At 60.8% G+C, this 25,465-nt stretch carries 30 protein-coding genes; 15 read left to right on the top strand and 15 right to left on the bottom strand.

Translation table 11 applies throughout. The features are described 5' to 3' along the window. The first annotated feature begins 2 nt into the window (after window positions 1-2). The 13 genes from IM739_RS16650 to ureG all read left to right on the top strand — a co-directional run bounded on the left by IM739_RS16650 (window position 3) and on the right by ureG (window position 8,593). Window positions 3-305: an urease subunit gamma gene (locus IM739_RS16650; RefSeq protein WP_237368801.1), complete on the top strand. Its 303-nt coding sequence runs from the start codon at window positions 3-5 to the stop codon at window positions 303-305. A gap of 8 nt (window positions 306-313) precedes the next feature. Beyond that, a complete protein-coding gene (locus tag IM739_RS16645) occupies window positions 314-571 on the top strand; it encodes a DUF1272 domain-containing protein (protein ID WP_237368800.1) in 258 nt (85 codons plus the stop codon). Window positions 572-589: 18 nt separating this feature from the next. Continuing rightward, complete coding sequence (locus IM739_RS16640) at window positions 590-895, top strand: urease subunit beta (RefSeq protein WP_237368799.1); 306 nt, start codon at window positions 590-592, stop codon at window positions 893-895. Window position 896: 1 nt separating this feature from the next. Continuing rightward, window positions 897-1,253, top strand: a complete 357-nt coding sequence (locus IM739_RS16635; RefSeq protein WP_237368798.1) for a GFA family protein — start codon at window positions 897-899, stop codon at window positions 1,251-1,253. 21 nt (window positions 1,254-1,274) lie between these two features. Beyond that, window positions 1,275-1,691, top strand: coding sequence for a lysozyme inhibitor LprI family protein (locus IM739_RS16630; protein ID WP_237368797.1), 417 nt, complete (start codon window positions 1,275-1,277; stop codon window positions 1,689-1,691). Window positions 1,692-1,701: 10 nt separating this feature from the next. Then, the gene (locus IM739_RS16625) at window positions 1,702-2,352 is read left to right on the top strand and encodes a glycosyltransferase family 29 protein (protein ID WP_336886397.1); all 651 of its coding nucleotides are present in this window, start codon (window positions 1,702-1,704) and stop codon (window positions 2,350-2,352) included. Between the two features lie 4 nt (window positions 2,353-2,356). Next, complete coding sequence (ureC, locus tag IM739_RS16620; RefSeq protein ID WP_237368796.1) at window positions 2,357-4,066, top strand: urease subunit alpha; 1,710 nt, start codon at window positions 2,357-2,359, stop codon at window positions 4,064-4,066. Between the two features lie 49 nt (window positions 4,067-4,115). After that, the gene (locus IM739_RS16615) at window positions 4,116-4,748 is read left to right on the top strand and encodes a TIGR02117 family protein (protein ID WP_237368795.1); all 633 of its coding nucleotides are present in this window, start codon (window positions 4,116-4,118) and stop codon (window positions 4,746-4,748) included. Window positions 4,749-4,917: 169 nt separating this feature from the next. Then, window positions 4,918-5,457: a peroxiredoxin gene (locus IM739_RS16610; RefSeq protein WP_237368794.1), complete on the top strand. Its 540-nt coding sequence runs from the start codon at window positions 4,918-4,920 to the stop codon at window positions 5,455-5,457. Between the two features lie 410 nt (window positions 5,458-5,867). Then, entirely contained in the window at window positions 5,868-6,725 is an 858-nt protein-coding gene (locus IM739_RS16605; protein WP_237368793.1) for a GGDEF domain-containing protein, read from the top strand. A gap of 65 nt (window positions 6,726-6,790) precedes the next feature. Beyond that, on the top strand, window positions 6,791-7,249 hold the full coding sequence (ureE, locus tag IM739_RS16600) for an urease accessory protein UreE (RefSeq protein ID WP_237368792.1): 459 nt from the start codon (window positions 6,791-6,793) through the stop codon (window positions 7,247-7,249). Then, window positions 7,242-7,925, top strand: a complete 684-nt coding sequence (locus IM739_RS16595) for an urease accessory protein UreF (RefSeq protein ID WP_237368791.1) — start codon at window positions 7,242-7,244, stop codon at window positions 7,923-7,925. The genes ureE and IM739_RS16595 overlap by 8 nt, the downstream gene beginning before the upstream one ends. Before the next feature lie 56 nt (window positions 7,926-7,981). Next, window positions 7,982-8,593 (top strand): urease accessory protein UreG, encoded by a 612-nt coding sequence (ureG, locus tag IM739_RS16590; protein WP_237368790.1) that lies wholly within the window; start codon window positions 7,982-7,984, stop codon window positions 8,591-8,593. A 21-nt stretch (window positions 8,594-8,614) separates the two neighbouring features. Here the strand turns inward: ureG and IM739_RS16585 are convergent, their stop codons facing one another. The 9 genes from IM739_RS16585 to IM739_RS16545 all read right to left on the bottom strand — a co-directional run bounded on the left by IM739_RS16585 (window position 8,615) and on the right by IM739_RS16545 (window position 18,985). After that, window positions 8,615-9,289 carry a Crp/Fnr family transcriptional regulator gene (locus IM739_RS16585; RefSeq protein ID WP_037074916.1) on the bottom strand — a complete coding sequence of 225 codons (675 nt, stop codon included), beginning with the start codon at window positions 9,287-9,289 and terminating at the stop codon, window positions 8,615-8,617. Between the two features lie 315 nt (window positions 9,290-9,604). Further along, window positions 9,605-12,907, bottom strand: coding sequence for an efflux RND transporter permease subunit (locus tag IM739_RS16580; protein WP_237368789.1), 3,303 nt, complete (start codon window positions 12,905-12,907; stop codon window positions 9,605-9,607). A 14-nt stretch (window positions 12,908-12,921) separates the two neighbouring features. Next, a complete protein-coding gene (locus IM739_RS16575) occupies window positions 12,922-14,106 on the bottom strand; it encodes an efflux RND transporter periplasmic adaptor subunit (RefSeq protein ID WP_237368788.1) in 1,185 nt (394 codons plus the stop codon). Between the two features lie 331 nt (window positions 14,107-14,437). After that, window positions 14,438-15,430 carry an ABC transporter substrate-binding protein gene (locus tag IM739_RS16570; protein ID WP_237368787.1) on the bottom strand — a complete coding sequence of 331 codons (993 nt, stop codon included), beginning with the start codon at window positions 15,428-15,430 and terminating at the stop codon, window positions 14,438-14,440. Window positions 15,431-15,463: 33 nt separating this feature from the next. Then, entirely contained in the window at window positions 15,464-16,330 is an 867-nt protein-coding gene (locus IM739_RS16565; RefSeq protein ID WP_237368786.1) for an ABC transporter permease, read from the bottom strand. After that, on the bottom strand, window positions 16,327-17,211 hold the full coding sequence (locus IM739_RS16560) for an ABC transporter permease (RefSeq protein ID WP_237368785.1): 885 nt from the start codon (window positions 17,209-17,211) through the stop codon (window positions 16,327-16,329). Before IM739_RS16560 ends, IM739_RS16565 begins: the two co-directional genes overlap by 4 nt. 1 nt (window position 17,212) lies before the next feature. Next, window positions 17,213-17,548 carry a hypothetical protein gene (locus IM739_RS16555; RefSeq protein WP_237368784.1) on the bottom strand — a complete coding sequence of 112 codons (336 nt, stop codon included), beginning with the start codon at window positions 17,546-17,548 and terminating at the stop codon, window positions 17,213-17,215. After that, window positions 17,545-17,847 (bottom strand): endonuclease domain-containing protein, encoded by a 303-nt coding sequence (locus IM739_RS16550; protein ID WP_237371099.1) that lies wholly within the window; start codon window positions 17,845-17,847, stop codon window positions 17,545-17,547. The genes IM739_RS16555 and IM739_RS16550 overlap by 4 nt, the downstream gene beginning before the upstream one ends. 349 nt (window positions 17,848-18,196) lie before the next feature. Continuing rightward, complete coding sequence (locus IM739_RS16545; RefSeq protein ID WP_237368783.1) at window positions 18,197-18,985, bottom strand: ABC transporter ATP-binding protein; 789 nt, start codon at window positions 18,983-18,985, stop codon at window positions 18,197-18,199. 124 nt (window positions 18,986-19,109) lie between these two features. Between IM739_RS16545 and IM739_RS16540 the strand changes: the two genes are divergently transcribed. Next, window positions 19,110-19,523 carry a cupin domain-containing protein gene (locus IM739_RS16540; protein ID WP_237368782.1) on the top strand — a complete coding sequence of 138 codons (414 nt, stop codon included), beginning with the start codon at window positions 19,110-19,112 and terminating at the stop codon, window positions 19,521-19,523. A 101-nt stretch (window positions 19,524-19,624) separates the two neighbouring features. Here IM739_RS16540 and IM739_RS16535 read toward each other — a convergent pair whose 3' ends face one another. The 5 genes from IM739_RS16535 to IM739_RS16515 are packed head-to-tail and all read right to left on the bottom strand — an operon-like array spanning window position 19,625 to window position 23,492. Further along, entirely contained in the window at window positions 19,625-20,116 is a 492-nt protein-coding gene (locus tag IM739_RS16535) for a DUF4760 domain-containing protein (protein ID WP_237368781.1), read from the bottom strand. Window positions 20,117-20,118: 2 nt separating this feature from the next. Then, window positions 20,119-21,573, bottom strand: a complete 1,455-nt coding sequence (gene hydA, locus IM739_RS16530; RefSeq protein WP_237368780.1) for a dihydropyrimidinase — start codon at window positions 21,571-21,573, stop codon at window positions 20,119-20,121. Between the two features lie 11 nt (window positions 21,574-21,584). Next, window positions 21,585-21,920: a hypothetical protein gene (locus IM739_RS16525; protein ID WP_237368779.1), complete on the bottom strand. Its 336-nt coding sequence runs from the start codon at window positions 21,918-21,920 to the stop codon at window positions 21,585-21,587. A 44-nt stretch (window positions 21,921-21,964) separates the two neighbouring features. Further along, window positions 21,965-22,189, bottom strand: coding sequence for a hypothetical protein (locus tag IM739_RS16520; RefSeq protein WP_237368778.1), 225 nt, complete (start codon window positions 22,187-22,189; stop codon window positions 21,965-21,967). A 49-nt stretch (window positions 22,190-22,238) separates the two neighbouring features. Then, the gene (locus IM739_RS16515) at window positions 22,239-23,492 is read right to left on the bottom strand and encodes a Zn-dependent hydrolase (protein WP_237368777.1); all 1,254 of its coding nucleotides are present in this window, start codon (window positions 23,490-23,492) and stop codon (window positions 22,239-22,241) included. A gap of 289 nt (window positions 23,493-23,781) precedes the next feature. On the opposite strand from IM739_RS16515, the gene IM739_RS16510 reads away from it, so the two are divergent. Next, entirely contained in the window at window positions 23,782-24,432 is a 651-nt protein-coding gene (locus IM739_RS16510; protein WP_237368776.1) for a TetR family transcriptional regulator C-terminal domain-containing protein, read from the top strand. On the opposite strand, the gene IM739_RS16505 is transcribed toward IM739_RS16510, so the two are convergent. Continuing rightward, window positions 24,433-25,371, bottom strand: a complete 939-nt coding sequence (locus tag IM739_RS16505; RefSeq protein ID WP_237368775.1) for a DMT family transporter — start codon at window positions 25,369-25,371, stop codon at window positions 24,433-24,435. It abuts the gene before it with no gap. Window positions 25,372-25,465 lie beyond the last annotated feature (94 nt).

Genomic DNA, 25,465 nt, shown 5'->3' with positions numbered 1-25,465 from the left:
TCATGAATCTGACGCCGCGAGAAAAAGACAAATTGCTCATCGCCATGGCGGCCATCGTCGCGCGCCGACGACTGGAGCGAGGCGTGAAGCTCAACTATCCGGAAGCGATCGCGCTGATCACGGATTTCGTCGTCGAGGGCGCGCGCGACGGTCGCGCTGTCGCCGAACTGATGGAAGCCGGTGCGCATGTCGTCTCCCGTGACCAGGTGATGTCCGGCATCGCCGAAATGATCCATGACGTGCAGGTCGAGGCGACCTTCCCGGACGGCACCAAGCTGGTGACCGTTCACGAACCGATACGATAGGATCCGACATGGCGCTGGAACTTCGGCCCAATTGCGAATGCTGCGACAAGGATCTACCGCCGGAAAGCCTGGATGCGATGATGTGCAGTTTCGAATGCACGTTCTGCACCGATTGCGCGACCGAGACGCTCGGCGGCTTCTGCCCGAATTGCGGTGGCGAACTGGTACGGCGTCCGGTTCGTCCGGCGGCGAAGCTGGTCAACAATCCTGCATCGACCAAACGTGTTTTGAAGGCCGAGGGCTGCAAGTCCCTTTCGGCTGCCTGACTGAAAGGGAGAGAGCTGATGATCCCCGGTGAAATCATTGCCGCCAGCGGCGATATAGAACTCAATGTGGGCCTTCCCACACTGACGATCGAGGTGGCCAATAGCGGTGACCGTCCAGTTCAGGTGGGTAGCCACTACCACTTCTACGAAAGCAATGCCGGGCTGGTCTTCGACCGCGAGCCGACGCGCGGCATGCGCCTTGATATTCCGGCAGGCACTGCCGTGCGCTTCGAACCGGGCCAGAAGCGTCAGGTGACGCTGATTCCTTACGGCGGCAAGCGCGAAGTCTATGGATTTCGCCAACAGGTCATGGGGAAACTCTGAGATGGCTGTGGCGCATTATCATGGCAGCTGCCAGTGCGGCGCCGTTTCCTTCGAGGTCGATGCTGACCTCGACAAGACCGTGACCTGCAACTGCTCGCGCTGTCAGCGTCTCGGTATCGTGCTGACGTTTGCCGCACGCGAAGTGTTCACGCTGAAGTCGGGCGAGGACAATCTCAGCGAATACCTGTTCAACAAGAAGACGATCGAGCATCAGTTCTGCAAGACCTGCGGCATCGAGAGCTTTGCCTATAGCGGCATGCCGGATGGTACGCCGATGGTGGCGGTCAACGTTAATTGCCTCGACGGTGTCGACCCGCGAGCATTGACCTCGCAACATTATGACGGAGCGTCGCATTAAGGCGACGCAGGGGAGGAAGCCGTGGTGAAGTCCCTGGCGGTCGCGATGTTGTGTGGTTGCGTGCTGTTGGTCGATGGACCGGCGGTCAGCGAAGATGCGCCCGACGTTGACTGCAGCAAGGCTGAAACACAAATGGACATGAATTTTTGCGCCGCCAAGGATTACGAGGCCGCGGACAAGACGCTGAATGCCCAATGGCTGCTGACCAAGGCGATGATGGACAGGGTGGACACCGAGCGCGGGCAAAAAGACGGGGCCAAGAAGCTCGTCGCCAGCCAGCGCGCCTGGCTCGCCTACCGCGATGCGCAATGCGAGCTGGACGGCCACGCGATGGACGGTGGCAGCGCGCAGCCTTTGCTGATCTCGTCATGCCTTGCGGATCTGACTCGCAAACGTACGGACGAATTGAAGAGCCTCGACGAAGTCTTCGGGAACTGACAGGACGGATATGGTAGGGGTTCGGCAGGTGATGATCGTTGGTAACGGACCGGTCGCGGACAATGCGGCCACGCTGATCGATGCCGCCGACTTTGTCATCCGCTTCAACGGAAGCCGAAATTACGGCGTGGCCGGACGGCGCACGGATGTGGTGGCGCTGTGCAATACCGGACGTCCTGCCGCCGCCATGCTGGCGGATCCCGCCTGGCGCGACAGCGATGCGGTGCGTGAGGCATCTGAAATCTGGTCGGTGCGACACCCGGAAAAATTTGCCGAATTGCGGGTGGCGCTTGCTGCCAGCCATCCGGAACTGGATGATTTTTGCGATGACTATACCGAGGAGTTCGCCGCTTTCGCCACAACGAAGGGCAAAGGCTACCGGGTGATTTCCCCGGCGGTGCACGAGGCTGTCGATGCCGCGCTCGCCGACCATCAGGCCGAAGCCTATGTCGTGCCGTCGAGCGGCATGGTGGTGGTCGCCGCTGTCCTGTCCGACATGGCACATGCCAATGACAATGTGGTGCTTGCCGGTTTCAGCCATGTCGGGTGGGACGGGCATCCCTTCGAGGCCGAGAAGCGTTTGATCGAAAGCTATATTGCGGCCGGCCGTCTGACGCGGCTTCAGCCTGTTTCTGCATCCTCCCTCTCCCAAGGAGCCTAGTTCCATGTCCTTCAAAATGTCTCGTGCCGCCTATGCCTCGATGTTCGGACCGACGGTCGGCGACAAGGTGCGGCTGGCCGATACCGAATTGTTCATCGAGGTGGAGAAGGACTTCACCATCTATGGTGAGGAAGTGAAGTTCGGTGGCGGCAAGGTCATCCGCGACGGCATGGGCCAGAGCCAGGCGACACGGGCCGAAGGCGCCGTCGACACGGTGATCACCAATGCGCTCATCGTCGACCATTCGGGCATCTACAAGGCAGATGTCGGCCTGAAGGACGGGCGGATCCACGCGATCGGCAAAGCCGGCAATCCCGATACCCAGCCGGGCGTGACGATCATTGTCGGTCCGTCGACCGAGGCGATCGCCGGCGAGGGGCGTATCCTGACGGCCGGCGGCATGGATGCACATATCCATTTCATCTGCCCGCAGCAGATCGAAGAGGCGCTGATGTCAGGCATCACCACCATGCTCGGCGGCGGTTCAGGGCCTGCCCATGGTACGCTTGCCACCACCTGTACCGGTGCCTGGCATATCGAGCGGATGATCGAGAGCTTCGACGCCTTCCCGATGAACCTGGCGCTGGCGGGCAAGGGAAATGCCTCGCTGCCGGCACCGCTGGAAGAAATGATCCTCGCCGGGGCGTCGTCGCTGAAGCTGCACGAAGACTGGGGTACGACGCCGGCCGCGATCGACAACTGCCTGACCGTTGCCGACCAGTATGACGTGCAGGTGATGATCCATACCGATACCCTGAACGAGAGCGGTTTCGTCGAAGACACGATCGGGGCGATCAAGGGCCGGACCATCCATGCCTTCCACACGGAAGGGGCAGGCGGAGGTCATGCGCCTGACATCATCAGGATCTGCGGCCAGCCGAATGTCATCCCGTCATCGACCAACCCGACGCGGCCCTACACGGTCAACACGATCGCCGAGCATCTCGACATGCTGATGGTCTGCCATCACCTGTCGTCGTCGATCCCGGAAGACATCGCCTTTGCCGAAAGCCGTATCCGCAAGGAGACGATTGCGGCGGAGGATATCCTCCACGATATCGGCGCGTTTTCGATCATCTCGTCGGACAGCCAGGCGATGGGCCGGGTCGGCGAGGTCGCCATTCGCACCTGGCAGACGGCAGACAAGATGAAGCGCCAGCGCGGACGCCTGCCGCAGGACCTGGGCGAAAACGACAATTTCCGGGTCAAGCGCTATATCGCCAAATATACGATCAACCCGGCAATCGCCCATGGCCTCAGCCATGAGATCGGTTCGGTCGAGGTCGGCAAGCGCGCCGACCTGGTGCTGTGGTCACCGGCCTTCTTCGGCGTGAAGCCGGAAATGGTGCTGCTCGGCGGCTCGATCGCGGCTGCTCCGATGGGCGATCCGAATGCGTCGATCCCGACACCGCAGCCGATGCATTACCGACCGATGTTTGCCGCCTATGGCAAGCTCCGGACCAATTCCTCGGTCACGTTCGTCAGTCAGGCCTCGCTCGATGCCGGTCTTGCCCGGCGTCTCGGTGTGGCGAAGAAATTGCTGGCGGTAAAGAATGTCCGCGGCGGGATTTCCAAGGCGTCGATGATCCACAATGACCTGACGCCACATATCGAGGTCGATCCGGAGACCTACGAAGTGCGTGCCGACGGCGAATTGTTGACCTGCGAGCCGGCGACGGAGCTGCCGATGACGCAGCGCTATTTCCTGTTCTGATCGCCCGCTCTTGCGGCGTATATTGAAATGGTTCGGTGGCGGGGTCTTCGTGATCCTGCTGTTGCTTGTTCTGGGGGTGGTCGTGCCGCGGCCGCTGCTGGGACGAACGGAGGCTGCCGGTGATGGCGGTTCGCGACAGATCCTGCTGCTGGCCAATGCCATCCACACCGACATCGCCCTTCCTCTGGATGAGGAACTCCGGGCGGAATTTGCAGAGCTCGCCGCGCATGGTTTTGAGATCGGCAATCCGAGCGCGGTCTATCTGGTCGTCGGCTGGGGCGGCCGGGCGTTTTATGTCGAAACGCCGACCTGGAGCGAACTGAAACCTCTGCCGGTGTTGAAGGCATTGACTGTCGATCGCTCGGTGCTGCATCTCGATCTGGCCGGAGAAATTCCGGATGGCTCACCATTTGCCCGGCGCCTGACGATATCGGAGGCCGGCTATCGCCAACTGCTCGATCATATTGGTGCAAGTTTCGCCCGCACGGATGGCAAGGTGTCGGTAATCGCCGCCGCGGGGTACGGCGCCACGGACGCCTTCTTCGAGGCCAATGGCGCCTTCAATGCCTTGCTCGGCTGCAATACCTGGACGGCAGCCGGATTGCGCGCCGCCGGTCTTCGCACAGGCTGGTGGACGCCGTTGCCGCAGATGCTGGAATGGTCACTGAACATTCAGCGTTAGAGCTACATTAGCATATTCGCCCAGCGCATGGCTGCTATGCCGGCATGTTGAAATCGCGATTGCATGCTGCATTGCACCAGTTCCTGGGCTAGGTCTGAACGGCTATTTCAATGGCGCGCCGCGTGCTCCCAACACGCGCGTGCGCCAGCCCAGACAGGAGATCCGTACCATGCTTATTGGCCGCAAAGTGCCTGATGTGACTTTCCGTACCCGTGTCCGTGACGAGGCCGTCGGCGGTGCAAACCCGTTTCGCTGGCAGGACGTCCGTTCAGCCGATTATTTCGATGGCAAGCGGGTCATCCTGTTTTCGCTGCCGGGTGCGTTTACGCCGACATGCTCGACCTTCCAGTTGCCGGACTTCGAAAAGATGCACGCCGATTTCCAGGCTGGAGGTATCGACGAGATCTATTGCATCTCGGTCAACGATGCTTTCGTGATGAATGCCTGGGGCAAGAGCCAGGGGCTGGAAAACGTCAAGCTGATCCCGGACGGTTCCGGCGAGTTTACCCGCAAGATGGGCATGCTGGTTCGCAAGGACAATGTCGGCTTCGGACTGCGCTCCTGGCGTTATGCCGCGATCATCAACAACGGCGTTGTTGAACAGTGGTTTGAGGAAGAGGGCTATTCGGACAATTGCGACAGCGATCCCTATGGTATCTCCTCGCCGCAGAACATCATGGAAAACCTGAAGGCGAAGCAGGCCGCTTAGCGGCAGCGAAATCGCCTGTCGACCGTCTGAAGGCCCGGCTTTGCCGGGCCTTTTTTGATCAAGTGCATGCAACTTGTGGGTGGCTTTCTGACAGTGCCAAACATTAATGAATTGGACACTTTCTGATTGTGCCTGCGTTCAATTTTTTGTGTGTATGCAGGCTGTGTTCCGCGTAGAGGCAAAACGCCACAGTGCCTGATAAAACGCATCAAATTCCGGCAAAATCCAAAAAAAGTCACCTCTATCGGTTGCGCTGAGGGCCGATCGAGCGCCCCTATAAGTTGGGCTCCGGACCATTTTCGGGTGTCTTGATTTCATTTGCGTGACTGGTTGTATTTTAACGATTTGGTTAGCGAATGGGGAAGATTACCTCCCTATTCGATTATTGCAGAGCGGACGAGGAGCGACTCGTGAATTTCATCGAAAAATGGCTGTCCCTACAGATCGATCTCGGCAGTTTCGACAGCCGGGCGGCAATCTGGAGTTTCGCCGCAAAGATGAGCTTCAGGGCGGTGATCCTGGCCTGCATCTTCAGCCTGGCAGGTTTGCCGCTGCTTTACGCGTTTGGCATCCTGACGCTTTCCGTTTCCGAGGCGGTCAAGCTTTCGGTGGCGTTTTCATGGTTGTTCGGCGGCGCCGTTTCCGGTGCGCTGGCGCTGGTCACCGGGGGCGTGATTCGGGATCTGGCTGTTTCGCGCGCAGAATTCGAACGACTGAGCCAGACGGATGCGTTGTCCGGCCTTTCCAACCGACGTGCCTTCAACGATGCCCTAGATTCGGTTCAGGGCGAAGCGTCGCTGGCGATCATCGATATCGATCGGTTCAAGGCGATCAATGACCGGTTCGGCCACCATTCGGGCGACATGGTCATCCGCGGTGTCTCCGACATCCTGCGCGAGGTATTCCATGATTGTCACGTCGTGGCGCGGCTCGGCGGCGAGGAGTTCGGCGTGATCATCTGCGGTGGCGGCATTGCTCAGCGGCTGGCTCTGGTCGAGCGCGCACGCATGCTGGTCGCCGCGCGTGGCATCGATTGCCAGGGCCAAGTCGTCTCTGTCACGATATCGGCCGGTGTTGCCGAATTCGTTGTCGATCGGCGCTCCGAATGCGTCTATGCGCGCGCCGACAATGCGCTTTATCTCGCCAAGGGCGAAGGCCGTGATCGTGTATTGCACGAGCAGTCGATGATCTTCGATGATCCGCGCGACGTGGCGGACGAGACGGACTACGCGCGTGCTGTTTTCGGTGCGGTTCCGATGCGCAGCTGAAGATCAATCTTGCCGACTGCCTCCGTCTTGTGCATGGTTCAAAAAACAGCCAATTCGGAGACAACATGCAGCGAGCCACCTCCATCATGCCAGCCGGATCGATGGCGGCGCAGCCGGAAGGGACGGTCGTGCTGGCGCATGACGAACGTCATCTTCGGCGCAAGCTTCTGCATCTCGATGATGGCGAAATGGTCATGCTCGACCTCAAGGAGCCGGTCTCCCTCGCCGACGGCGACCGGCTGGTGCTGGAGGATGGCACGTCGATCGAGGTGAAGGCAGCCGAGGAGCGGCTTTTCGACGTTCGGCCGCGCGATAGCCTTCATCTCATCGAACTCGCCTGGCACCTGGGCAACCGCCACCTGGCCGCCCAGATCGAGCTCGAGAGGATTCTGATCCAGCGCGACCATGTCATCCGTGACATGCTGACCGGCCTCGGCGCGACGGTCAGCGAGGTGGTCGAGCCGTTCCAGCCGGTGCGCGGCGCCTATCATTCGCATGGCGGCCATAGTCACGGCCATGGCTGAAATGCCCGTCTCGGACGCATCGCGGCGTGGTCTGCTCCGGCTTATGGCGTGGTTGTCGCCGGCCTTTCCGGTTGGTGGCTTTGCTTATTCCGGCGGGCTGGAAAGCGCCATTGTCGATGGACATATCGGCAACAGGGATGACCTGTCGCGCTGGCTGCGTCTGCTGCTTGCCGATGGCGGCTTGCGCAATGACGCCATCCTTCTGGTCGAAGGGCATCGGCACTCCGGCGACGATGCGGCGCTGTGCGCAGTGTTGTCCCTTGCGTCGGCACTTGCGGGTTCGGCGGAGCGCCATGCCGAAATCGTCCGCCAGGGCGAAGCATTCGTGACGGCAGCGGGCGCATGGCCGCATCCGGTGCTGGAGATATTGAGGGGCTCCGTTGCCTACAGTGTCGCGGTTGGCGCCGTGGCTGCGGCGCATGGGGTGTCCGTCGGCGACGCACTGGCCGCCTTCCTGCAGGCGCAGATCAGCCAGTTGATCTCCGTTGCGATCCGCCTCAGCGTGATCGGCCAAACGCAGGGAGTGGCGCTGATTGCCGAGATTGAGGCCGATATTCTGGGCAGTATTGGCAATCTCGAGCGCATGGGGATTGATGATCTGGGCAGTGCCGCGATCATTGCCGAGACGCTCAGCATGCGGCACGAGACGCAGTATTCAAGACTTTTCCAGTCCTAGACGAGCACGGTCCGGGAAGTGCAGCCTGATGATGGCGAAATGACAGGAATGACAGGATGAAATCGAACAATGGTCCTCTTCGGGTTGGTATCGGCGGACCGGTCGGCTCCGGCAAGACGGCACTGACGGAAAAGCTTTGCAAGGCGATGCGGGACGACTATTCCGTCGCGGTCGTCACCAATGACATCTATACGCGCGAGGATGCCGATGCGCTGATCCGCATGCAGGCGCTGTCTTCGGATCGTGTGGTCGGCGTGGAGACGGGGGGCTGTCCCCATACGGCGATCCGCGAAGATGCCTCGATCAATCTACGCGCGATTGCCGATCTGAACGCGCGGATCCCCGATCTGGATATCGTCTTCATCGAATCAGGGGGCGACAATCTCGCCGCGACCTTCTCGCCGGATCTTGCCGACATCACGCTCTATGTGATCTCCGTCTGTCAGGGTGAGGAAATTCCGCGCAAAGGCGGTCCGGGGATCACGCGGTCCGATCTGCTGATCATCAACAAGACGGATCTGGCGCCGCATGTCGGCGTCGATCTCGAGGTGATGGAGCGGGATGCCGACCGGATGAGGGCGCAGCGACCATTTGTGTTTACCGACCTCAAGCGCGGCGCCGGTGTCGAGCGGGTCGTGCGGTTTCTACAGGAGAGCGGCGGGCTCTGAGCGCCGCTTCTCAGGTCCCGTTCAAATCTGCTTCAGCGCGGTTACGTCGGTTATCTGGATGGTGCGACCGCGCACCGTGACGCCTGCGCGCCTGAGGGTCGAGAAGGCGCGCGACAAGGCTTCCGGCGCAAGGCCAAGCTTTCCTGCCAGAAGGCTTTTCTGGAAAGGCAGACGGATCGAGACCGGGCCACCTTCCTTCTCGCAGGTCGACAACAGATAGTGGGCAACCCGTTGCGGGGCCGTCTGCAGCCGGTCATTGGCGATGCAGTCCATCGTCGTGCGCAGATGGTCGGACAGGCTGCGGATGATCGACTTGGCCACGTCCTTCTCGACCTCGGCCAGTTGACGCACCTTTTGCAGGTCGAAACGGCCCAATGTCGCGGTATCGGCGGCTTGGGCATTGTAGAGATAACGGTCGCCCATCGGCAGCAGGCATTCGGAGAAAACGTCGCCGGGGCCGCAGATGCGGATATCCGCCTCGCGGCCATCCTTGTTCAGCCGATACAGCCGGACATAGCCGCTGAGCACGCAGTAGAAGAACTCGGCCGGTTCACCTTCTCGAAACAGCACATCGCGCGCTTCGTAGTTCGTGACGCTGATGATCTCGAGCATGCCGGCCAAAGCCGACGGGCCAAGCGTCGCCAGAAAGGACGTTCGCAGCAATGTGTTCTTGTCTCTAACGTTCAGTCTCAGCATCTTGTTCACAGTCCCGCACTCCCATGGCTCCTGCCTGGCAAAATCCAGCCCGTGACCCGCGGGCGGAAATGGCCCGGTCGCGGATCAACGGCCAGCTTCGTCATTTCTCTCGTCTTTATCCACGGCATGCGACCGACGGGCAAGTGACGAGAGGCAAGCAGATCACTCTCTCAGTGCGTGCAATCTATGACAGTTATGTCGGGCCTGATTTGATTTCGATCAATCGACGTTCAAGGTTCTGCTAAAATTCGGCAGGGAGGCGCATGAAAAAAGCCGGCGATGCCGGCTTTCCTCTCTCGTTCGGTTCCCGGTCGTCTATTCCGCTGCGAGGGGTGGCAGGGTAACAACATTGTTGCTTTCACTCCGCCGGCTGGCAGGCGTGCTGCTGCGCTCTACCGCGGCGACCCGGTCATACAGTTCGGCGACCGCGACCGTCAGGTGCTCCGAGCTCAGAGGCTCGATTTCCTGTTCCTTCTTGCCGACGAGGCGGCTGAAGATCCGGCTGAGCAGGCGCGACAGGTCATCGAGGATGAGGAAGAAGGCCGGCACGACCACGAGGCTCAGCACGGTCGAGACGATGATGCCGCCGATCACGGCAATCGCCATCGGCGCACGGAACGAGCCGCCTTCGCCGACGCCGAGGGCCGACGGCAGCATGCCGGCCGACATGGCGATGGAGGTCATGATGATCGGGCGGGCGCGCTTGCGGCCGGCTTCCACCATGGCTTCCAGGCGGTCCATGCCGCGGTGGCGCATCTCGATGGCGAAATCGACCAGCAGGATGGCGTTCTTGGTCACGATACCCATCAGCATCAGGATGCCGATAAGGACGGGCATGGAGAGCGCATTGTTGGTGACGATCAGGCCGACCGCCACGCCGCCGATGGCGAGCGGCAGCGAGAACAGGATGGTGAAGGGCTGGATCACGTCCTTGAACAGCAGGATCAGCACCGTCAGCACCAGAAGCACGCCAAGCAGCATGGCATTGAGGAAGCTCTGCTGCATCTCGGCCTGGATCTTGGCGTCGCCGCTCTCGGCGAGCCTGACCGAGGCAGGAAGGTTGGCGTTGTCCACCGCATTGCGGAAGGCCGCTGTCGCCGTGTCGAGCGCAACGCCCTGCGGCAGGCCGGCCCCGATCGTGACGACCCGGTTGCGGTCATTGCGCTTGATCGAACTGACCCCTTCCGAATACTCGATGTCGGCGACGCTCGAAAGCGGAACCGCCTGGCCGCTGGCCGTCCTGATCTTCAGGGCGCGGATGGCGGCGAGATCGGTCCGGAGGTCGAGCGAGGCCTGCACCCGGATCGGTATGAGGCGGTTGTCGAGGGCAATCTTCGGCAGTGCCGAATCGATGTCGCCGATGGTTGCGACCCGCACGGTCTGGGCAATCTGTTCGGCGGTGATGCCAAGCCGTGCCGCTTCATCCGAACGCGGCCGGATCTGCAGTTCAGGCCGGGGCAGGGCGCCCTCGGCGCTGGCATTGGCCAGTTCCGGCAGGGTACGCAGCTTGGCCTCGAGAATCGCCACGGCCTCGTTCAGGTCTTCCTCGTTCTTGGAGAGGAAGTTGAAGGCGATGTCGCGTTCGCCGCGATCATTGAGCTTGAGCACGCGGATATCGGCGATCGGCGCGAGTTTGGCGAAAACCTCTTCCTCGATCTCCCATTGCGGACGGATACGGCCATGGATTTCCATCTTCGGCATGAACTGGCCGATCAGCGGCAAGCCGCCCAGACCCTTGTTGACGAGCGTCTTCACCAGAGAATGCTCGATGTGGTCGAGGTTCAAGGTGATGCTGGCGCGGCGCAGTTCCATATCGCCCTTCGGCGATGCGCCGCCCAGGACGAAGATGCTGGAGATGTCGCTGATGTCCGCGAGTGCTGCATGGATCTGGTCGGTCTTGCGCTCGGTTTCGGCGAGCGTCGCGTTCGGCGGCAGTTCGACGGAGATGACGATACGGCCGGCGTCTTCCGGTGGCAGGAAGCTTCCCGGAACCTGGGCCAGCAGCATCAGCGAGCCGATGAGGAAGGCGATGGCTGCGGCAAGCGTGATGTAGCGGCTGTACCAGTGGCTGGTCGTCAGGCGGACGATGCGCGTGTAGCCCTTCATGAAGGCGCTGTCGTTGTCGTGATGGTCGTCCATCGCGTCTTCGGCACGCATCAGATAGGCTGCCATCAGCGGGGTGATCAGGCGCGCGACCATCAGCGAGAAGAAGACCGAGAAGGCAACCGTCAGGCCGAACTGGATGAAATACTGGCCCGGAATGCCCGGCATGAAGGAGACAGGCACGAAGACGGCGATGATGGTGAACGTCGTTGCGATGACGGCGAGGCCGATTTCGTCCGCCGCCTCGATCGCCGCCCGGTAGGGCGTCTTGCCCATCTTGATGTGGCGCGCGATGTTTTCCACCTCGACGATCGCATCATCGACCAGGATGCCGGTCGCCAGCGTCAGGGCGAGGAAGCTGACGAGATTGAGCGAGAAGCCCATCATGTCCATGATCCAGAATGTCGGGATCGCAGACAGTGGCAGTGCGATGGCGGAAATCAGCGTGGCGCGCCAGTTGCGCAGGAAGATGAACACGACGATGACGGCGAGGATCGCGCCCTCGATCAGCGTGTGCATCGCGGCTTCGTAGTTGCCATAGGTAAAGTAGACGGAATCGTCGATCATCTCGATCGCGACGTCGGGATTTTCCGCCCGGACCTTGGCAAGGCTTTCCGCAACGGTCTCGGCGACCGTCACTTCGCTGGCGCCCTTGGCACGGAAGACGGCGAAGGTGACGACGGGCTTGCCGTCGAAGCGGGCGAAGGATTTCTGTTCCTCGTAGGTGTCCTTGATCGTGCCGAGGTCCGACAGCTTGACGAAGCGGCCATTGCTCAGCGCGATCGTGGTGTTTTGCAGGCTTGCAACGTCGCGGCTGTCGCCAAGCGTGCGGATCGACTGCTCGGCACCGGCGACCTGGCCGCGGCCGGAACCGAGGTCGACATTGGTACCGCGCAACTGGCTGCTGATATCGGCGGCGGTGACGCCGAGCGCGTTCAGGCGGTTAGGGTCGAGCTCGATGCGGATTTCACGGTCGGCGCCACCGTAGCGGTCGACGCGACCGATGCCGGGCTGGCCCTGGAGGGCGCGCTTGATCGTGTCGTCGACGAACCACGAGATTTCCTCGATGTTCATGTTCGGGGCGGAGACCGCAAAGCTCTGGATCGCCTGGCCTTCGACGTCGATCTTGGTGACGATCGGCTCATCCACCGTTGCCGGAAGGTCGCCGCGGATCTGGTCGATCGCGTCCTTGACGTCCTGCACCGCCTGTTCGGTGGGGACTTCCATGCGGAACATCACGAGGGTCTGCGACTGGCCGTCGGTGACGGTGGAGGTCAGTTCATCGACGCCGGTGATCGAAGCCACTGCGTCTTCGACTTCCTTGGTGACCTGGGTTTCCAGTTCGGACGGCGAGGCGCCGCTCTGAGTGACGGTGATTGCCACCAGAGGTACGTCGATATTCGGGAAGCGCGTGATCGGCAATGCGATGAAGGACTGGATGCCAACCACCATCAACAGGAAGAAGGCCAGGATCGGCGCGATTGGATTTCGGATAGCCCATGCGGAGAAATTCATAACCCGCGTGCCTCTCAGTTGGAAACGGTGCTGTCATCGACCGGCTTAATCCGGTCACCGTCGCGCACGAACGCGCCGGCCTTGGCAACGACGCGGTCGCCTTCCTTCAATCCCTTCACCACCTGGATATAGGCGCCGTCCTGAATGCCGGTCTCGATCGTGACCAGCCTGACGATGCCATCCTCGACGATGCGGGTGGTAGTTTCGCCCTTGGCGGTGGTGATTGCCGAAAGCGGAAGGGCAATGCCATCCGCCTCATTAATCACGATGTCGGCTGTGCCATACATGCCGGCACGGGCAGCGCTATCGTCGTCTATGGCGATATGCACGGAGCCAAGGCGGGTGGTCGCATCGATGACCGGAGACACAAGACGGACAGAGCCCGACAGTTTTTGCGTGCTGCCGGCAACGGTGATTGCGGCCTTCTGCCCGGGCTTCAAACGGAGGATCTCGTTTTCGGACACATCGGCAATCAGCTCGATCTGGCCGTCGCGGATGACGGTGAAGAGCGGCTCGCCCGCGCCACTGGCAATGGCGCCGATACGTGCATTGCGGGCTGCAATGGTACCTGCGACCGGCGACTTGACGTCCGTTCTCGCCAATTTCAGGTCGATATCGTTGATCTGCCTTTCGACCACGGTGACGTCGGCCTGTGCGACGGTGATCGCCTGACGAGCCGTTTCGGCCTTGGCATTGGCACTCGCCAGCGTCGTTTCGGCCTGTTCGAGCTGTGACGTCGATACCGTGCCTGTCTTGCTGAGGCGGGTGGCGCGATCGAACTGGCGCTGCGCATCCTTGGCGCTGGCCTCGGCCTCGATCAACTGGGCGCGGTATTGCGCAAGCCCGGCTTCGGCCTTCGCCTTGTTGGCGATCAGCTGGCTTTTTTCCAGGAGCAGGCTGTCATCGTTCAGCCGTGCAACGACAGCATCCTTTGCAACCTGGTCGCCTACATCGGCTTCGAGCGTCTTGGTCAGCAGTCCCTCGACCTGAGGCTGGACATAGACTTCTTCCTCCGCCTTGACCGTACCGGTCGCGACAATCCGGTCGGTCAGGTCGCGGGTTGTGGCTGTCGTCACGACGATAGCCGGCAAATTCGGCGCCGCTTTCGGCGCTGCCGGTTCTTGCGCAAAGGCAACTGTGCCGGACAAAGTAAGTGTGGCGGCCAACAGAATTGACGTGGCGCTCGTGTTTCGCAGCATGGATACCTTCCAACAAATATCGCGGATTCAATTCCAATACGCAGTCCGATCACAATCGGCTCACTGCCCGCGTATAGGGCGCCTCTGGCGCCGCCGCGCTTCTGCTGAGCTTTATCATGCCTCAAAATACTGCGTGGCAACAGGTGGTGATGGAAAAACCACCTGCAAGGCTTGTCCAGCGATATTCATCACCAGATGCGGTCGAAATATCGACAAGGCAAACCTGTGTTGCCGATTTGCCAGCTTTTGTCTCTGCGAACTGTATGTAATGCTTATGTATTTTTGAATTGCACGGGGCCGAAGCCCCGTGCTTTTTCAAGGGTGTTTCAGACTACTTCAGCGCAGCGTCAGTGATCTCGGTGGTGAAGGCGCCGGTCGGCTCCTTGGTGATGACCGGATCCGAACCGCCGCCGAGAAGGGTCTTCACCGTGCGGTCATAGGCTGCCTTGTCGAGCGCGCCGGTCGAACCGGCGGTCAGCTTGGCGATTTCACCCATCATGCGCTTCTGGTGGACTTCGGTCTGTGCGCCCGAGGCATCGTTTTCGAGAACAATCTCGGCGGCTTCATCCGGGTTTTCCTCGGCATATTTCCAGCCCTTCATCGAAGCGCGGACGAACTTGACCATCTTTTCCTTGAAGGCCGGATCGGCGAGCTTGTCTTCGAGCACATAGAGGCCGTCTTCCAGGGTGGCGACGCCTTCGTCCTCATATTTGAAGGTGACGAGGTCTTCCGCCTTGATGCCGGCATCAATGACCTGCCAGTATTCGTTATAGGTCATGGTGGAGATGCAGGCGGCCTGCTTCTGCAGCAGCGGATCGACGTTGAAGCCCTGCTTGAGGACCGTGACACCTTCCGGCGAGCCATCGGTCTTGATGCCGAGCGTGCCCATCCAGGACAGGAAGGGATATTCGTTGCCGAAGAACCAGACGCCGAGCGTCTTGCCCTTGAAGTCTTCCGGCTTGGTGATCCCGGTTTCCTTGAGGCAGGTCAGCATCATGCCAGAGGACTTGAAGGGCTGGGCGATGTTGACGAGCGCAACACCCTTTTCGCGGGTTGCGAGTGCCGAGGGCATCCAGTCGACGATGACGTCAGCGCCGCCACCGGCCAGAACCTGCGGCGGTGCAATGTCCGGACCGCCCGGCTTGATATCGACGTCGAGGCCTTCCGCTTCGAAGAAGCCCTTGTCCTTGGCGACGTAGTAGCCGGCAAACTGGGCCTGGGTGACCCATTTCAGCTGCAGCGTCACCTTGTCGGCGGCGGCCGCCTGCATGGCCGTCAGCGAGACGGCGGCAGCCAGCAACATGGATGCGAGTTTGATAGTCATGTCAGTTCCCTCTTTTTGTTGTTTGCGTCGTATTTACGCCCGCCCACCACGGACGGACGGATGCCAGAAGGTGACCGCGCGTTCTGCGAGTGCCACCAAACCGTAGAAGATCGAGCCGGCGAGTGCGGCAACCGCAATCTCGGCCCAGACCATGTCGACATTGCTACGCCCCACTTCCGTGGAAATCCGGAACCCCATGCCGACGATCGGGGTGCCGAAAAACTCTGCCACGATGGCGCCGATCAGCGCCAGCGTCGAATTGATCTTCAAGGCGTTGAAGATGAAGGGCCAGGCGGCCGGCAGCCGGAGCCGGACCAGCGTCTGCCACCAGCTGGCGGCATAGGTGCGCATCAGGTCGCGCTCCATATGGCTGGCGGCGGCGAGCCCCTGCACGGTGTTCACCAGCATCGGGAAGAAGGTCATGATGACGACGACCGCGACCTTGGACGGCCAGTCGAAGCCGAACCACATGACCATGATCGGGGCGATGCCGACGACCGGCAGGGCCGAGACGAAATTGCCGATCGGCAGCAGGCCCTTCTGCAGGAAAGGCGAGCGATCGATCAGCAGCGCCATGACAAAGCCGAGGCCGCAGCCGGCAATGTAGCCGGTGATGACGGATTTGAGGAAGGTCTGGCGGAAATCGGCCCAGAGGACCGGTGTCGAGTTGATGATGCGGGTCCAGATCATCGACGGGGCCGGCAGCAGGATCGACGGGATGGCGAAACCGTGGACGACGCATTCCCAGATGACGAGCAGGGTGATGCCGAAGATGAGCGGTACCGCGATGCCGATCGCGCGTCGCGTTGCCGGGCTTTTCGGACGCCGGCGCACGAGCCATTCGTTGAGCGCCCAGGCTCCGAGCCAGAAGAGGAGAGCAAAGACGAGATAACCGGTCATGGCTTGACCCCCATGCGCTTCAGGACCCGTGTATGGGCAAGTCCGACAATCGAGACCAGCAGGGCGGCAAGCCCAGCTGCCATGAACAGGGCGGCCCAGATCTGGATCGTCTGGCCATAGTAGGAGCCAGACAGAAGGCGGGCGCCGAGGCCGGCCACCGCACCCGTCGGCAGTTCGCCGACGATGGCGCCGACCAGCGAAATGGCGATTGCGACTTTCAGCGAGGTGAAGAGATAGGGCAAGGACGCCGGCCAGCGCAGCTTCCAGAAGGTCTGGCTCGGGCTCGCATGATAGGTATGCATCAGGTCGAGCAATTGGGTATCCGGGCTGCGCAGGCCCTTCACCATGCCGACGACGATCGGGAAGAAGGAGAGATAGGTCGAGATCAGCGCCTTGGGCATCAGGCCGGACACGCCGATCGAGTTCAGCACCACGATGATCATCGGCGCGACGGCGAGGATCGGGATGGTCTGGGAGGCGATGACCCAGGGCATCAGCGAGCGGTCCATGGCCCGGTTGTGCACGATGCCGATCGCCAGCAGTATGCCGAGCACCGTGCCCATGCCGAAGCCGGCCAGCGTCGCCGAAAGGGTGATCCAGGCATGATAGACGAGACTGCGCTTGGAGGTGATCGCCTTGTTGATCGTCGTGTCCCACAACTCGGCGATGATCTGGTGCGGCGCGGGAAGTACCGGGCGGTCCTGGACGAAAGTCCGCTCGACGACCTGGCCGAAGGTGATCGCCTCGCCGGCGCGGGCGGCCTGATCGCGGACGAAGGGCGCATTGAGATAGACGACCATGACATGCCAGATCACCAGGATTGCGAGAAGCACGGCGAGGACGGGCAGGATGCGGTCGCGGAAAAGGGAAGGGGGCTGCATGTCAGGCCCCTCCCTTTGCGGGCAGCAGCATCAACGCCATGGAGACGACGCCGAGCGCCACGCCGGCCATCTGGACGAGGCTCAGGCGCTCGCCAAACAGGAAGAAGGCGATGACGTTGATCAGCACCAGCTGGGCGATGGCGGACGCCGAGATCGCCAGCCCCAGGCCGCCTTCGCGCATCAGCTTCACCATCATCAGGTTGCCGAGGCAGTAGAGCGCCAGAGAGGCCGCGAGGACCCACAGGTTGTTGTTCGAGACATAGGCGCGCGAGACGGTGGCGGCGGCGAGGAAGGTTGCCATGGCTGCCCCGAGCCAGAGGAGAAAGACGGGGTTCATGGGGTGGGTTCCTTGGTCAAGAATTTCGCGATGCGTTGTTCTATCGACAAAAAGACATGGTCCGGATTTACGATCACGAGATCATTGTCGAAGCGCAGGACGGTGAAACCCTGTTGGTTGAGGAATTGGTCTCTGCGGTGATCATGGTTGCGACCCTGCTGGGTTTCGTGACTGTCACCGTCTACCTCTATGACAATGCGAGCGGCGAGCCAGGCAAAATCAGCGATGTATGGACCGATCGGGGTCTCACGGCGAAAGCGGGCGCCGCAGGGCCTGAAGTCCCGCAACAGGTCCCACATTTCTCGTTCGGCCCTGGTCAGTTCCCGACGGAGGGTGCGGGCTCGGGATCTGGTTTTTGGATCGATATTGGAATGCGGCATCGGGTACAGCCTTCCATTTGGGTCGGTGCGGAGACTTTCCCCTCCCCAACCCCTCCCCACAAGGGGGAGGGGCTTTCTTGCCGCTACCGTCAGCGCCAAACAACAAGCCATGGCACCCGTGAATGTATTGCGGCGGGTTTGCTTTGATCGCTGTGCCTCTCTGGGTCTGTATTTCTGGAGCGACGATTGCAGGCCGAGGTTTGTGGCGCTAAAGCCCCTCCCCCTTGTGGGGAGGGGTTGGGGAGGGGTGTCTTGCCTCAATGAATAACTATTCCTCATAGCTATGCCCCGCCTTCAGGCCCTCGCGGACACGCTGGGCGATTTCGAGGAATTCCGGGGTTTCGCGGATTTCCAGCGGGCGCTCCTTCGGCAGAGTCGACTCGATGATGTCGGTGACGCGGCCGGGGCGGGGGCTCATGACGACGATCTTGGTCGAGAGGTAGACGGCTTCCGGGATCGAATGGGTGACGAAGCAGATCGTTTTGTTGGTGCGGTCCCAGAGCTTCAGGAGTTCGGAATTCAAATGATCGCGGACGATTTCGTCGAGTGCGCCGAAGGGCTCGTCCATCAGCAGCAGGTCGGCGTCGAAGGCGAGCGCGCGGGCGATCGAGGCGCGTTGCTGCATGCCGCCCGACAGCTGCCATGGATATTTCTTGCCGAAGCCGCCGAGATTGACGAGATCGAGCGTCTGCTGGATGCGCTTTTTCTTCTCCTCGGGGCTGTAGCCCATGATTTCCAGCGGCAGGGCAATGTTCTTCTCGATGGTGCGCCAGGGATAGAGGGCGGCCGCCTGGAAGACATAGCCGTAGGAGCGCGCCTTGCGGGCATTCTCCGGCGTCATGCCATTGACGGTGATGTCGCCGCTCGTGTGTTTTTCGAGATCGGCGATGACGCGCAGAAAGGTCGTCTTGCCGCAGCCGGACGGGCCGATGAAGGAGACGAAGTCGCCTTTCTTCACCTCGAGATTGACGTTGGACAGCGCATGAACCGGACCGTCATTGGTCTCGAAGGTGAGACTGAGGTCCTTGGCTGACACGACGGAGTAGGGAGCATTCATTCGTTAGGACCAATCGGGTTTCTTGCAAAGGCGAAGGGGCTCTTGCATGCTGTCTGGAGGAGGCCGTCCGCAGACGGCGAAAAGGGACGCGCGACCCTGTCGCGGGACGGACGAGGAGCAGACCATGGACACGTCATCGAAACCCACCTGCCGCATCGTGAAGCCCGGCCATACCTATGAGGGCAAGCAGGGCTTGAGCTATTTCGAGGGGATCGCGGCCGAGACGGTCGGCGCAAAGGGCATCTGCATGCATGTCCTGACCATGCCGCCGGGCGCACGCGCCAAGGCGCATCTGCACGAGAACCACGAGACGGCGATCTACATGCTCTCGGGCCAGGCGCATACCTGGTTTGGCGAGCGACTGGAAAACCATGTGATCGTGCATGCCGGTGAGCTGTTCTACATTCCGGCCGGCGTGCCGCACCTGCCGGCGAACCTGTCGAACGCGCCCTGCACGGCGATCATTGCGCGCACCGATCCCAACGAGCAGGAGAGCGTTGTGCTTCTGCCGGAGCTGGATGGGCTGGTTGAGGTGTGAGAGGCTGTTCAATAGAGCCCGAAAGAATGGGCGTGCTACTCGGATAGCGGTCGTGAACAGGCCGAGCGTTGCTCTGTCCTCGTGATTGGGGGTGAAATACATTAGCCCCGCCACTTCTTCACTACCGTCTCAGCGTCTTCGAAGAGGGTGGTATGTTTGAACCTCTTTCTCTCTTCTGCGACAAATTTTGCAAGCCGATCCCAGTCTCTCAGCAACGCTTTCTTCCAGTATCCCTCCCAAACCTCTTCATTAATAGCCCCGAATTTGACCATCAGGCCGAGCATCTCATACGTGTTGAGTATGTATCTAAAGCCGTCAATTTGGTCTTTGTCCTTGGGCAGTTCGATTCCTGCATTCAGTGCATCGAGCATTATCTTTCGGGAATTTTTGAATGAAGGGCTCTGCAGTGCTTCGAAGACATAGTTCGCTGATTCACGCTTGAACCTTCGGTCATCATTCTGCCCGCTTTTGGATTGAAGAGATACTTGACGCCATACGAATGCTGCTGTTGCGCACACCGCGACCGAGGCAACGATATTTGCAATGCTGGCTGCGTTCGCAAGTATGGATGTTGTGACGTCAATATCAGGCATACTCACACCCCCGTCGCCGGAATGCCCGTGCGTTCCACCTTGCGCGGAGCAACCAGTTCCTTCCAGGTCGAAAGCGCCTTGTTGACCGCGGTGAAAGGCTCGCGCTTGACGAACTTGCCGTGGCCCTCGCGGGTCTTCACCGCACTCTCCTCGATCGCGACATAACCGCGGGTCAGCGTGTAGCGCGGCAGGCCGGTGACTTCCTTGCCCTCGAAGACATTGTAGTCGATCGACGACTGTTGCGTCTTGGCGGAGATGGTTTTCGAGCGCTTCGGGTCCCAGACGACGAGGTCGGCATCGGCGCCGACGAGAACGGCGCCCTTCCTCGGGTAGATGTTGAGGATCTTGGCGATGTTGGTCGAGGTCACCGCGACGAATTCGTTCATCGTCAGGCGGCCGGTCGCGACACCATAGGTCCAGAGCATCGGCATGCGGTCTTCTAGCCCGCCGGTGCCGTTGGGGATCCTGGCGAAATTGCCGAGGCCGAAACGCTTCTGCTCGGTGGTGAAGGCGCAGTGATCGGTGGCAACCACAGACAGCGAGCCTGACTGCAGGCCGGCCCAGAGTGAATCCTGATGCTGCTTGTTGCGGAAGGGCGGGCTCATCACCCGGCGGGCGGCATGGTCCCAGTCCTTGTTGAAATATTCGCTTTCGTCGAGCGTCAGGTGCTGGATCAGGGGCTCGCCATAGACGCGCATCCCCTTCTGCCGGGCACGGCGGATCGCTTCATGCGCCTGTTCGCAGGATGTGTGCACGACATAGAGCGGCACGCCGGCCATGTCGGCGAGCATGATGGCGCGGTTGGTGGCTTCGCCCTCGACTTCCGGCGGGCGCGAATAGGCGTGGGCTTCCGGCCCGTTGTTGCCTTCGGCGAGCAGCTTCGCCGTCATCGAGGCGACGACGTCGCCGTTTTCGGCATGCACCAGCGGCAGCGCGCCAAGTTCGGCGCAGCGCTGGAAGGAGGCGAACATCTCGTCGTCATTCACCATCAGCGCGCCCTTGTAGGCCATGAAGTGCTTGAACGTGTTGATGCCCTTGTCCTGCACGACGGTCTTCATCTCGTCGAAGACGCGTTCGTTCCAGCCGGTGATCGCCATGTGGAAGGAATAGTCGGCATTGGCCCGCGACGTCTTGTTGTCCCACATCTGCAGAGCTTCGAGCAGCGACTGGTCCGGTGCCGGCAGACAGAAGTCGACGACCATGGTCGTGCCGCCGGCCAGACCGGCGCGCGTGCCGCTTTCGAAGTCGTCGGCGGAATAGGTGCCCATGAACGGCATTTCCAGATGCACATGCGGATCAATGCCGCCCGGCATGACGTAGCAGCCCGTCGCGTCCAGCGTCTCGGTGCCGGAGAGGTCGGGGCCGATCTCGACGATCACGCCACCTTCGATCTTGACGTCGGCCTTGTAGGTGAGATCGGCGGTGACGACGGTGCCGTTCTTGATGACTGTGCTCATTGGCCTGCTCCCTATTCATTCAAAGGGTCCATAGGCCCTTCTTTCTTGTGGTGACGCTTGTTGTGGATGGTCGGGGCTGTAAAGTGGACAGGCACCTCGAAGCTGACACGGTTCACGGTCTCTCGAGCGACGGACCCCTTCAAGTCTCCAAAGGAAAGAACGGATATGCCGCCGCCGCCTTCTGCGTTCACAGTGACCGCAACCTCAAACTTCACCTGTTGTGCGCCGTCTTGCCTGACGCTGTTAACGTAACCCGGCGCTATATATAGAAGGGATGCTTCTTGAGCGTCAGCAACTCCCTTGGTGATGTCGAGTAGTGACTGCTCCACAAACTCATCCAGCTTCATGAGCAAACTCCTGAAGTCTTTGGATAACCCTTTGGTATAGGTAATTACACGTCGACCAGATCGAGCCGCTTTTCGATGCGCGAGAGGCGATCATCGAGTCTGTCGAGACGATTGGAGAAGCGGTCATTCTGGGCCGTAAGGCCACCGACCTGATATTCGAGCACGCCGAGGCGGGCCTTGATTTCCGACATGTCCTCGGAAAGCCGGTCCATTTTTCCACGGATCGCGCGAAGATGCTCAAGTACCAGATTGTCGGTTGACGAGGACATTTAAGATGCTCCATCGGCCCTGATGCAACCGAACATAGCGCGGAAGTGCTCACCCGACAATCTCCGCCGTCTCCAGCACGGCGCGCAGCAGCACGTCGGCGCCTGCCGTCGCCCAGTCCTTGGAGATCTCCTCCGCCTCATTGTGGCTCAATCCGCCGACGCAGGGGCACATGATCATCGTGGCGGGCGCGACCCTGGCTGCCCAGCATGCGTCGTGGCCGGCGCCGGAGATGATGTCCATGTGGCTATAGCCGAGATTTTCTGCGGCCTTGCGGACCGAGGCGACCAGTTTCGGATCGAAGGTGACCGGATCGAAATGGCCGACCGCCTCGACCGAACAGCCGACGCCGAGTTCTTCGCAGATTGCCGCAGCCTCTGTCTCGATCCGGGAACGCATGCGGTCAAGCTTGTCCTGGCTCGGGGTGCGGATATCGACGGTGAATATGACCGTGCCGGGCAAAACATTGCGCGAATTGGGCGAGAACTTCACCTGGCCAACGCCACCGACGGCGCCGGGTTGCTCGCTCATGGCAACCGTCTGGACCATTTCCATGATGCGGGCCATGGCAAGGCCGGCGTTGACGCGCAGGTTCATCGGGGTCGAGCCGGTATGGGCCTCGCGGCCGGTCAAGGTGAATTCCAGCCACCACAGGCCCTGGCAATGGGTCACGACACCGATCTGCTTGTCTTCTGCTTCGAGGATCGGGCCTTGTTCGATATGATATTCGAAATAGGCGTGCATCTTGCGGGCGCCCACCTCTTCTTCGCCGCGCCAGCCGATGCGCTTCAACTCGTCGCCATAGGTCTTGCCGTCGAGATCGCGGCGTCCATAGGCATAGTCCAGCGAATGCACGCCGGCAAAGACGCCGGAGGCCAGCATGGCGGGAGCAAAGCGCGCACCTTCTTCATTGGCCCAGTTGGTGACGACGATCGGGTGCCTTGTCTGGATGCCGAGGTCGTTCATTGAGCGGACGACTTCGAGCGCCGCCAGAACGCCGAGCACGCCGTCATACTTGCCGCCGGTCGGCTGGGTGTCGAGATGGCTGCCGACATAAACCGGCAGGGCGTCGGGGTCCGTGCCGGGCCGGGTCATGAACATCGTGCCCATCTTGTCGACGCCCATGGAAAGGCCTGCGGCTTCGCACCACGTCTGGAACAGGGAGCGGCCGGTGGCATCGTCATCCGTCAGGGTCTGGCGGTTGTTCCCGCCGGCAATGCCGGGACCGATCTTCGCCATGTCCATCAGCATGTCCCACAGGCGGTCGCCGTTCACGCGCAGATTTGCGCCGGGTTGAGCCGTCATGATCTAAGTCCTCACCTGTTTGTCAGACGCCGGATCTTGCGTCTGGCTTCCTTGTTCCCCGGGTCAACGGCTGCGATCTTTATTTGTTTTTTATCGCTGTCGTATCGGTAGTTGCCTTTATCCGGCATCTGACCAATAATTTGACCGACTGGTAAAACATTACAACTTCCATCGTCGCACTCAAGACGAAAATCGGAAAAATTTGCGACAAAAAACCGGGCAGTTGCACAGAAATTGTGCTCCAATATTGTGGAGTTACTTCAAGATGTTAGGCGGGAACACCTAAAAGATGGCGATACCGAGAGCGGCGCAGACGCAAAGGCGGACGCGCATTCAGGAAGAGAAAGAGGAGCTTATCCTCGAGGCGGCGCTTGAAGTCTTTTCGCAGCGTGGGTTTCATGGTTCGACGATCGATCAGATCGCCGAGGTGGCGGGTATGTCGAAGCCGAACCTGCTCTACTATTTTCGCACCAAAGACACGATGCATCGGGCGTTGATCGATCGGGTGCTGGAAAACTGGCTGGAACCCCTGCAGGCGTTCGATGCCGAGGGAGATCCGGAGGAGGAGATCCGCTCCTATATCCGCCGCAAGCTGGAAATGGCGCGCGACTTTCCGCGTGAGAGCCGGCTGTTTGCCAATGAGATCCTGCAGGGCGCGCCGCATATCGAAGGTGTCCTGGAAGGACCGCTCAAATCGCTTGTCGACGAGAAGGCAGGCGTGATCCGGGCCTGGATCGCGGCCGGAAAGGTGCGTGACTGTGACCCCTACCACATGATCTTCTCGATCTGGTCGACCACACAACACTATGCCGACTTCGATGTTCAGGTGAAGGCCGTGCTGGGTATCGGACACGACGGTGTCGATCGTTTCGAGGCCGCCGCCCGGTTTCTCGAGACGTTGTTCGTCAGTGGCCTCATCCTGGGCGACAAGAACGCCTGATCAGTCCTTCAGCAGTCCCATGACCAAAAGACCGCCAGCGGTCACAAGAGCACCGGCGAACACAGCCGGGCTTGCCCATCCATGACCGATCAGACCTTCCAGAATGATGACGGAGGTCGGGGTCAGGTAGCCGTAGCCGAGCACTTTGGCCGCCGGAAGTCGCGTTGAGGCGTATTGCAGCAGCATGAAGGTAATCGCGGTCGTCACCACCGAGAGATAGGCAACTGTCGCCCAGACGTTGAACGGCAGTGCGGCAAAGTCGGTTTCAAGCAGTGGCAAGGCGCCGGTCGGCAGCAGCCAGGGGACGGTAAAGACGGTGACCCAGAAGCCGAAGGCGACCGGATGTTCGCCGCGGCCGAACCTGCGGATCAGCGGGACATAGGCGGCATGCGCGACAACGCCGACGAAATAGATCAGTTCGCCGCGGCCGACATCGAAGGCGAGGATCGCGTTGATATCGGCGCGGAAAATGACCCAGATCGCCCCCAGCGCTGCAATGACGAGGGCGACCAAGACGCCGGGCCTTGTCGGCTGGCGGAGCAACAGAAGAGCGAAACCGGCACTCAGTAGCGGCATCAGGGTGAAGACCGCACCGGTCTGGACCGGGCTGGTAAACTCCAGCGCGGTGAACATCGTCAACATGTAGAGCGCGATCAGTCCACCGAGGATGATGAAGCGCCAGGGCTCGGTGGGAAACCGGAATGGTGCCTTGAAGATGCCGAAGGCCATGAAGCCCATGACGATGACGGTGAGCAGGTAGCGCCAGAGGGTCAGCGGACCGGCATCCATGGATTGAGCCGCGATGCCGCCGAAGGAGAAGGACCCGGCAATCAACGCCGCAAACAGCATCATCCCGGCATGGGCAAGTAGCTTTTCGCGACCTCTGGCATGAATGGAATGTTTGTTCGGGGAGACGTTTTCTACGGCGTTTTCAGACATTTCCATTCCTGCGGGCATGCGCGGCGACAGTGTTTTCGCCCCTGTCCGGCTGTTTTCCTCCGGTGGGCGAAGGCTTGACCAGGCCGGTATTCTC

Origin of the sequence: Rhizobium sp. SL42 (genome assembly GCF_021729845.1) — a bacterium.
Classification (GTDB): Bacteria; Pseudomonadota; Alphaproteobacteria; order Rhizobiales; family Rhizobiaceae; genus Allorhizobium.
Note: the sequence above shows the minus strand (reverse complement) of the source record. Positions and strands in the feature narration are given on the sequence as shown.